We start from the raw sequence: 9125 nt of genomic DNA on the forward strand, positions 1-9125 counted from the left end.
GAGAGGTTCATTGGCACATCCGAACACAGGAGAAACCCGATGCGCATCGAAACGTTTGGCAAAGATGTCGAAGTCACCCCGGCCCTGCAGTCCTATGTAGAGGAGAAGCTGGCCCGGATAGGCAAACACTTCGACCAGCACTGCGAAGCGCGGGTGACCCTCAAGCTGCAGAAGACCGAACACCACGTCGACGCCAGCCTCAACATTCCGGGGCAGACCCTGCACGCCGAGGCCGGCGGCCAGACCATGTATGCCGCGATCGACCTGCTTGCGGACAAGCTTGACCGCCTTGTCATCAAGCACAAGGAGAAAAAACAGCAGCACGCACCGCTGCCGGTGGGCGACAATGGTGGCTGATCGCCACCGTTCCCCGCAGACATGCCCCTGACTGACCTCCTGGCGGCCGTGCAGACCCAGCTCTGCACGGCCACCGACCGTGACAGCGTCCTGCAGGCCGCCGCCGGGTTGCTGGCCTGCCGCCAGGCCAACGCCGAACAGATCTATCTGAACCTGTGCCAGCGCGAAGCCCTGGGCAGCACCGCGATCGGCCACGGCATCGCCATTCCCCACGGCCGCGCGCCGACCCTGGACCGCCCCCGTGGCGCCCTGCTGCGGCTGGCGACGCCGGTCGACTTCGGGGGCGATGAACCGGTGGACCTGGTGTTCGCGATGGCCGTCCCCGCCCACTACACCCACCAGCACCTGATGCTGCTGTCCGAGCTGGCCGAGCTGTTCTCCGCGCCCGGCATCCGCCAGGCCCTGCGCGACGCGGGCGATGCCCGGGCCCTGCGCGAGGCGCTGGACATGACCCCACCTGCGAGTGCCGCATGAATACCAGCATCACCGCCCGTGAACTGTTCGAACAGCAGCGCGAGCGGCTGGGGCTGCGCTGGGCCGCCGGCAAGTCCGGTGAGAAGCGCGAGCTGGAGGCCGGCAACACGGTCTCGCGGCGTCCCTCGCTGGCCGGCTACCTCAACGCCATCTATCCCAACAAGGTGCAGATCCTGGGCACCGAGGAACTGTCCTGGCTGGATGCGCTGGAACCGCGCCAGCGTTGGGAGACCATCGAAAAGATCATGCAGTCGCATCCGCTGGCGCTGGTGCTGACCCGCAACCAGGCCTGCCCGGAAGACCTGCGTGCCGCCGCTGATGAATCCGGCACACCGCTGTGGCTCTCGCCCAAGCGCGGCCACGAACTGCTCAATCATCTGTCCTACCATCTGGCGCGCACGCTGGCGCCGCGGGTGATCCTGCACGGCGTGTTCATGGAGATCTACTCCATCGGCGTGCTGATCACCGGTGAGGCCGGGTCGGGCAAGAGCGAGCTGGCACTGGAACTGCTCAGCCGTGGTCACCGCCTGGTCGCCGACGACGCCCCCGAGTTCACCCAGATCGCCCCGGACGTGCTCGACGGCACCTGCCCCGAACTGCTGCAGGACCTGCTGGAAGTACGCGGCCTGGGCGTGCTGAACGTGCGCGAGATGTTCGGCGACACGGCTGTAAAGAAGAACAAGTACCTTCGGCTGATCGTCCACCTGACCAAGCCGATGACCGAACCCACCCCGCATGGCTACGAGCGCCTGACCGGCGACTCGGGCACCCGCCATGTGCTGGACCTGGACGTTCCGCTGATCACCCTGCCGGTGATGCCTGGCCGCAACCTGGCCGTGCTGACCGAGGCCGCCACCCGCCTGCACATCCTGCGCACCAAGGGCATTGACCCGGCGGCAATGTTCATCGCCCGCCACAGCAATCTGCTGGAACGGCGAACCCCCTGATTCCCCTGCCCCTCCAAGAGCCTGTCCATGAGCACCGCAACCCCCACCGCCCCGACCCTGATCATCGTCAGTGGCCTGTCCGGCTCGGGTAAATCCGTCGCCCTGAAGACCTTCGAGGACCAGGACTACTACTGCTCGGACAACCTGCCGATCCACCTGCTGCCGGACTTCGTGCGCAGCCTGCTGGCCAACCACGACGGCAGCGCACCGCGCCGGCTGGCGGTAGGCATCGACGTGCGCGGCCAGGCCGACCTGAGCCAGTTGGGCGACTGGCGGCAGCTGGCCACCGATGCCGGCGTGGAAGTGAAGGTGCTGTTCTTCGAGGCCAGCGATGAAACGGTGCTCAAGCGCTACGCCGACACCCGTCGCCGCCATCCCCTGAGCCAGCTGGGCCTGTCACTGCCCGAAGCGATCGCCCGCGAGCGCGAGCTGACCGCGCCGCTGCGCCGCGAGGCCGATGCGGTGATCGATACCAGCAATCTCAACGTGCATCAGCTGCGGCGGCGGATCATCACCGAGTTCGCGCTGGACCATGCCACCGGCCTGTCGCTGCTGTTCGAATCGTTCGCCTACAAGCGCGGTGTGCCGGCCGAAGCGGACTTCGTGTTCGATGCCCGCGTGCTGCCCAATCCGCACTGGGACCCGGACCTGCGCGCGCTCAGCGGCCGCGAACCCGGCGTACGCGACTACCTGGAAGCGCAGCCGGACGTGCAGCGCTACCTGGCCCAGCTGATGGATTTCCTCGATACCTGGCTGCCGAAACTGGGCGATGGCACCCGCAGCTATGTGACCGTGGCGTTCGGCTGCACCGGTGGCAAGCATCGTTCGGTGTTCCTGGCCGAGCGCATGGCCCGGCATGCGCGCGAGATGGGCTGGGAAGACGTGGCGACCTACCACCGCGAACAGGATTGACCTTCGAGCGAAGACGGAACAATGAGCGTAGATCCACGCCATGCGTGGAGACCGCCCAAAGGGCGGCACAAGCGCCCGCAGCCGCACACCTGTCCACCCCCACCATGCGGCCGAAGTTGATCGCATGCCGGAGCTGCTCCGGGGCATTTGGACCTGCGCGTGGCATCCATCCGAGCATGGCGTGGAGCTACTGGGCGGCATACATGAATACGGGACACAGTGCCCCTCATCTGCTGCTATCGCCAATTCACCTTGACCTGTTAACGTGCAGTAATGACCTGTGGCATTCTCCTCGTAACACATCCTGGGGTCGGGACCGCCCTGCTTGACGTGGCGACCCGGCTCCTGCGGCAATTGCCGCTGAAAACCGAAGCTTTCGAAGTACCGTTCGACGCAGACCTGGACGCCCTGCTCCCGCTCGCCTCGGCCGCCCTGCGGCGGGTCGACAGTGGTGAAGGCGTGCTGATCCTGACCGACCTGTACGGCGCCAGCCCCGCCAACCTTGCCGGGCAGCTGGCCCGGCTGGGGACCCCGGTTCGCCGGGTGTCGGCGCTGAGCCTGCCGATGTTGCTGCGGGTGATGAATTATCCGGAACAGGGACTGGATCAACTGCCCGCCACAGCCGCGGCGGGTACCCGTAATGGAGCGATAGTCGACGATGCTTGAACGAGAACTCACCGTCAGCAACCGCCTGGGCCTGCATGCCCGGGCCACCGCCAAGCTGGTGCAGACCCTGGCGCCGTTCCGCTGCAACGTGACCATGGCCGCCAAGGGCCGTGAGATCAACGCCAAGAGCATCATGGGCGTGATGTTGCTGGCCGCCGGTCAGGGCACCCCGGTCACCGTGCGCATCAACGGCGAAGATGAAGCCGCCGCGATGGAGGCGGTGGTCGGCCTGTTCGAGCGCCGCTTCGACGAGGACAGCTGAGCGTGCCACGCGCACGCGCCGGCCAGGTCCCTTCCGGCCAACGGCCGGTACAGCTGCTGGCCGGCCACGGCGCCGCGCGCGGAACGGCGATGGGCCGGGCACGCGTGCGGCTGCCGCATGCGCTGGAAGTGGCCGAGCAACGTGTGGCCGCCAGCCAGGTCGAGGCCGAACTTGACCGCCTGCACCGTGCGCTGGATGCCGCGCGCACGGAAATGCACGAGCTGCGCCAGCGCCTGCATGGCGCACTGAACCAGGAAGTGGGCGAATTCCTCGACCTGCACGCGCTGCTGCTGGACGACCCCGAGCTGCTGTATGGCCTGGACGAACTGATCCGCAGCGGGCCGTACAGTGCCGGCTACGCGCTGCGCCTGCAGCGTGACCGCCTGGCCAAGGTCTTCGATGGCATGGACGATGCCTACCTGAAGAGCCGCATGGACGATCTCGACCATGTGATCGGCCGTATCCACGCCTTCCTGCAACCCGAACGCCCACCGGTGATGAAGGGCCTGGCCGGCGAGATCCTGGTCTGCGACAACATCGCCCCGTCCGAGCTGGCACAGCTGCAGGCGCAGGGCGTGGTCGGCATCGTTACTGCCGCCGGCAGCGCGCTGTCGCACAGCGCAATCCTGGCGCGCAGCCTGCACCTGCCGCTGATCGTCAACGTGCCGCAGCTGCTCAGCCGCGTCGCCGACGGCGACGTGCTGATCATCGATGGTGCCGATGGCAGCATCACCGCCAACCCGCTGGCCGACAACCTGCGTGACTACCGCGCACGCCTGAAAGAGCACGCGCGCGAGCAGCGCGAGCTTGGCCGCCTGCGCAGCAAGCCCAGCCGTACCCGCGACCAGGTCGACATCGCCCTGCTGGCCAACGCCGAATCGCTGGAAGACGTGACCCAGGCGCATGCGCTGGGTGCGCAGGGGCTGGGCCTGTACCGCACCGAATTCCTGTTCCTGCAGCGCAACGAACTGCCGGACGAAGAAGAACAGTTCCAGACCTACCGCGATGCCGCGCTGGGCATGAGCGGCCGGCCGGTGACCATCCGCACGCTCGACCTGGGTGCCGACAAGGCCGATCGCACCGGCCTGACCCTGAGCAACGAAGAAAACCCGGCACTGGGCCTGCGCGGCGTGCGCCTGTCGCTGGCACGGCCCAAGGTGGCCGACACCCAGATGCGCGCGATCCTGCGCGCCTCGGCCTACGGCAAGCTGCGCGTGCTGGTGCCGATGGTCAGCACCCGCGAGGAACTGCTGGCGGTGCGCCGGCGCATGCTCAAGCTGAGTGAACAGCTGCGCGGCGAAGGCCACATGGTGTCCGAGCACGTGCCGCTGGGCGCGATGATCGAAGTCCCGGCGGCGGCCCTGGCGCTGGAGAGCTTCATCGATCTGGTCGATTTCCTGTCGATCGGCACCAATGACCTGGTGCAGTACCTGCTGGCCGCCGACCGCAACAACGAGGCGCTGGGCGAGCTGTACTCGCCGCTGCACCCGGCCGTGCTGCGGCTGTTGCAGATGGTGATCGAGACCGGCGCACGCCACCGCATCCCGGTGGCGGTCTGCGGCGAGATGGCCGGTGATGCCCGGATGACCCCGCTGCTGCTGGCGCTGGGCCTGAGCGAGTTCAGCCTGCACCCCGGTACGTTGCTGGAGGTGCGCCGCGCGATCCGCGACGCCGACCTGTCCGTGCTGCGTGCGCGCGCACCGAAGCTGCTGGCCGCGCGCGACCGCCGTGCCATCGAACGCTGGCTGGCGCTGGTGGCCGATACGCCCTGACCCGCCGCATGGCGGGGTCAGATCCCTTTTTCGCAGGAAAAGGGATCTGACCCCATTCCCCTAACCGCCGTGCCATCGAGCGCTGGCTGGCGCTGGTGGCCGATACGCCCTGATTTCCGCGCTACGCGCTCGCCGGGCATGGCCCGGCGGAATATGTGGACCCCGCTGGCCGCTGGCCCGACGCAGATTCGATCCGCAGAAACAGCCCCTTGTTGTTCAAGGGGCGCGCCGACAGGCGGGGGATAAGGTTGAATGCGTGGACCCCGGTGGCCGCAGGCCAGCGGGGTATGCGCTGAAACATCCCCTTGCGATAATGACGCGCTGAACACCCCTGTTGCCGCATCCTTGCCGGGATCGCGGCTTTTCTTATCCCGCGGGAGCTGCGATGGCTGAAGCTGTACGCCACGACAAGACTGCGCGCCAACTGCGGATGTTGTCCGATGCACTGGACAGCGGCCGGCTGGGCCCGGTGCGTCGCCTGGTCAACACCCTGGCCCCGGCCGAGATCGGCAACCTGCTGGAATCGCTGCCGCCGGGCAAACGCGAGGTGGTGTGGGGCCTGGTTGATCCGGAAGACGACGGCGAGGTGCTGGTCCACGTCGGCGAAGACGTGCGCGAAAGCCTGCTCGCGGACATGGACCCGGACGAGATCATCGCCGCGGTCGAAGACCTGGATATCGACGATCTGGCCGATCTGGTTGAAGACCTGCCGGATACGGTCATCGACGAAGTCCTCAAGTCGATGGACCGCGAGAACCGCGAGCGGCTGGAACAGGTGCTGTCCTATCCCGAGGACAGCGCCGGCCGCCTGATGAACCCGGACGTGGTGACCGTGCGCGCCGACGTCAACGTCGACGTGGTGCTGCGCTACCTGCGCCTGCGCGGCGAGCTGCCGGACCACACCGACCACCTGTTCGTGGTCAGCCGGCGCCATCAGTACCTCGGCCGGGTGTCGCTGGCGGCATTGGTGACCCACGAGGACACCACCCCGATCAACCGCCTGATCGACGACGAGCAGCCGGCCATCGACGTCGGCGAGAGCGACCAGGAAGTCGCCCGCCAGTTCTCTGACCATGACTGGATCTCCGCCCCGGTGGTGGATGAGAACAACATCCTGGTCGGTCGCATCACCATCGATGACGTGGTCGACATCATCCGTGGCCAGGCCGAGCACCAGGCGCTGGGCGCCGCCGGCCTGGACGAGGACGAAGACCTGTTCAGCCCGGTCTGGCGCGCGATGCGCCGCCGCCTGATGTGGCTGTCGGTGAACCTGTGCACGGCCTTCCTGGCCTCCAGCGTGGTTGGCCACTTCGAGGGCACGATCGACAAGCTGGTGGCGCTGGCGGTGCTGATGCCGATCGTGGCCGGCCTGGGCGGCAATGCGGGCACCCAGGTGCTGGCGCTGATGGTGCGCGGCCTGGCGCTGGGCCAGGTGGGTGCCTCCAACGCGCGCACGCTGCTGTGGAAGGAAGTACGGGTGGCCGCGCTCAATGGCCTGCTGCTGGGCTCGGTGCTGGGCCTGATCGTGCTGGCCTGGTTCCACTCGCCCGGGCTGTCGGCGGTGATCGCCATCGCGCTGACCTGCAACCTGCTGTTCGCCGCGCTGGCGGGCGTGCTGGTGCCGCTGACCCTGAAACGTTTCGGCTTCGACCCGGCGCTGGCCAGCGGCATCTTCCTGACCGCCGTAACCGACTCGATGGGCTTCTTCACCTTCCTCGGCCTGGCCACGCTGGTGCTGCTGCACTGATTCCTGCTGGCCCGGAGCCCCGCGACGCAGGGCTCCGGACCCGCTTCCCTTGCTGGAACATTCCATGGCAACAACGATCGAAAACTATTTCCAGCCCGGCTGGCGCGACCAGCAGCACACCTGCCCGGCCTGCGAATGGAAGGGCAGCTCGCGCGCCATGGTGATGGAGCTGGACGAGGACGCCACCGAGTACGACTGCCCGGTCTGCGAGAACCCGTTGCTGGTGGTGCTGCACCCGGACATGGCACAGGTGCAGGCCGCTGCCGCCGAAGGCAATGCCGAAGCACAGGAGCAGCTGGACATCATCGCCAGCTTCCCGCGCCCGCAGTGACGCGGCGCATGATGCCGCGTTGACCTGCGGCGGACTAGGATGCAGCTGACCTTGCTGCCCTGGGAAACGCCATGCTCCGTTCGATTCCGCGCTGGCTGCCCTTGCTGGCGGTCCTGATGGTGACCGGTTGCGCCTCGATGCCGGACGGCGCACGCGGCCACTTCGAGGGCCGCGCGGTGAAGGTGGATGGCGAGACCGCCTACTACCAGGTCTTCATTCCGGCTGGGGTGCGGGCGGGACATCCCGCACACCCCGGCAGCAGCGGCGGCGTCCCGGTGGTCCTGTTCCTGCATGGCTCGGGCGAACGCGGCGGCGACGGCATCAAGCAGACGTATTCGGGGCTGGGCCCCTACCTGCGCGAGCATCCCGACTTCCCGGCCCTGGTGGTGTTCCCGCAGGCACCGCGCCATTCGGAATGGAGCGGGCGCAACAACCGCATGGCCGTGGCCGCGCTGGACGCGACCATTGCCGAGTTCGGCGCCGACCCGGCGCGGCAGTACCTGACCGGCATGTCGATGGGCGGCTACGGCAGCTGGAACATCGCGCTGGATGACCCGTACCGCTTTGCCGCGCTCGTGCCGGTATGCGGTGCCGTGTTCGCACCGCGCGCGAAGCGGCCGACCCTGTTTGTTGAACAGGTGGCCCAGGAATCCGACCCGTATGCCGTGATCGCCAGGCGTCTGCAGCACACGCCGATCTGGATCTTCCACGGTGCGCAGGATGACGTGGTGCCGCCGGATGACGACCGCAGGCTGCACAACGCCTTCCAGGGCGCCAACGCACGCGACGTGCGCTACACCGAGTATCCGGATGGCAACCACAATGCCTGGGATGCCACCTATGCGGACCCGGCAATGTGGGCATGGCTGTTCGCGCAGAAGCGCTGATCCAGAGCCATTGGGGCCCAACTTCGATGGATACCAATGCGGGTCGATACCTGACTTCGGTGGGTGCCGACCGTTGGTCGGCACTATCTCTCCATTTCCGGGTGCTCCATTGCCTGGGGTCCTCCATCAATCTCCCACTGGCACCACGCATGGGCATACTCGCCAATCCGCGCGGTCAATCCTGCCCTGATCGGATTCCCCATCACATACATCGCATGCCGGAACAGTGATTCATCAGATCGAATCGCGTGATCGTGATAGCTCGATTGCCAGAATCGTCCTGATCGGCCGAGCCTGCGGTTGATCCGCAATGCACTGCGCGATTTGAGGCGTTGCATGATGTAATCCAGCGAGAACGCCCGGAGCTCCACAAGCCAATGGATGTGGTCCGGCATGACCACGTAGGCCAGTGAGTGCGTCAGACCTTCAGCATCAAGGCAGCGGATTACATCCAGCACCAGGTGTGCCGCGGCGGCATCTTCGAAGTAGCGTCGACGTCCCTGGGTAACGGTGGTCAGTAAGTAGGTCTGCCCGATCCGGGAATGACGGCCAAGGCTCAGGCGTGCGCGGTTCATGGGCACAAGCGTGTGGCCGACAGCTTTTCTTGCCTATCGGGCAACCACCTGGATGACGGTAGGGGCAGTGCCGACCAACGGTCGGCACCTACCCAGGCAGATCAAGGTGACGATCAAGGGCCACAGGCAGTGCCGACCAACGGTCGGCACCTACCCAGGCAGATCAAGGTGACGATCAAGGGCCACAGGCAGTGC

The 9125-nt window shown here is 66.9% G+C and carries 11 protein-coding genes; 10 read left to right on the forward strand and 1 reads right to left on the reverse strand.

Annotated elements, in window-relative coordinates:
* Positions 1–39: 39 nt before the first annotated feature.
* The 10 genes from hpf to B9Y64_RS02740 all read left to right on the forward strand — a co-directional run bounded on the left by hpf (position 40) and on the right by B9Y64_RS02740 (position 8355).
* Entirely contained in the window at positions 40–357 is a 318-nt protein-coding gene (gene hpf / locus B9Y64_RS02695) for a ribosome hibernation-promoting factor, HPF/YfiA family (RefSeq protein WP_005415556.1), read from the forward strand.
* A 21-nt stretch (positions 358–378) separates the two neighbouring features.
* Positions 379–831, forward strand: coding sequence for a PTS sugar transporter subunit IIA (locus B9Y64_RS02700; RefSeq protein ID WP_100439399.1), 453 nt, complete (start codon positions 379–381; stop codon positions 829–831).
* A complete protein-coding gene (gene hprK, locus B9Y64_RS02705) occupies positions 828–1778 on the forward strand; it encodes an HPr(Ser) kinase/phosphatase (protein ID WP_005408388.1) in 951 nt (316 codons plus the stop codon). The genes B9Y64_RS02700 and hprK overlap by 4 nt, the downstream gene beginning before the upstream one ends.
* 27 nt (positions 1779–1805) lie before the next feature.
* Positions 1806–2690 (forward strand): RNase adapter RapZ, encoded by an 885-nt coding sequence (rapZ, locus tag B9Y64_RS02710; protein ID WP_162292361.1) that lies wholly within the window; start codon positions 1806–1808, stop codon positions 2688–2690.
* A gap of 273 nt (positions 2691–2963) precedes the next feature.
* On the forward strand, positions 2964–3356 hold the full coding sequence (locus B9Y64_RS02715; RefSeq protein WP_014036239.1) for a PTS sugar transporter subunit IIA: 393 nt from the start codon (positions 2964–2966) through the stop codon (positions 3354–3356).
* A complete protein-coding gene (locus tag B9Y64_RS02720; RefSeq protein ID WP_005408385.1) occupies positions 3349–3618 on the forward strand; it encodes an HPr family phosphocarrier protein in 270 nt (89 codons plus the stop codon). Before B9Y64_RS02715 ends, B9Y64_RS02720 begins: the two co-directional genes overlap by 8 nt.
* Positions 3619–3620: 2 nt before the next feature.
* Entirely contained in the window at positions 3621–5390 is a 1770-nt protein-coding gene (ptsP, locus tag B9Y64_RS02725; RefSeq protein WP_100439400.1) for a phosphoenolpyruvate--protein phosphotransferase, read from the forward strand.
* Between the two features lie 385 nt (positions 5391–5775).
* Entirely contained in the window at positions 5776–7137 is a 1362-nt protein-coding gene (gene mgtE, locus B9Y64_RS02730) for a magnesium transporter (RefSeq protein ID WP_100439401.1), read from the forward strand.
* A 64-nt stretch (positions 7138–7201) separates the two neighbouring features.
* Complete coding sequence (locus tag B9Y64_RS02735) at positions 7202–7468, forward strand: hypothetical protein (protein WP_100439402.1); 267 nt, start codon at positions 7202–7204, stop codon at positions 7466–7468.
* A 71-nt stretch (positions 7469–7539) separates the two neighbouring features.
* Complete coding sequence (locus B9Y64_RS02740) at positions 7540–8355, forward strand: prolyl oligopeptidase family serine peptidase (protein ID WP_100439403.1); 816 nt, start codon at positions 7540–7542, stop codon at positions 8353–8355.
* Between the two features lie 83 nt (positions 8356–8438).
* Here the strand turns inward: B9Y64_RS02740 and B9Y64_RS02745 are convergent, their stop codons facing one another.
* Entirely contained in the window at positions 8439–8930 is a 492-nt protein-coding gene (locus tag B9Y64_RS02745) for an REP-associated tyrosine transposase (RefSeq protein WP_100439404.1), read from the reverse strand.
* Positions 8931–9125: the final 195 nt, after the last annotated feature.

Origin of the sequence: Stenotrophomonas maltophilia, assembly GCF_002799245.1 — a bacterium.
GTDB classification, from domain to species: domain Bacteria; phylum Pseudomonadota; class Gammaproteobacteria; order Xanthomonadales; family Xanthomonadaceae; genus Stenotrophomonas; species Stenotrophomonas maltophilia_S.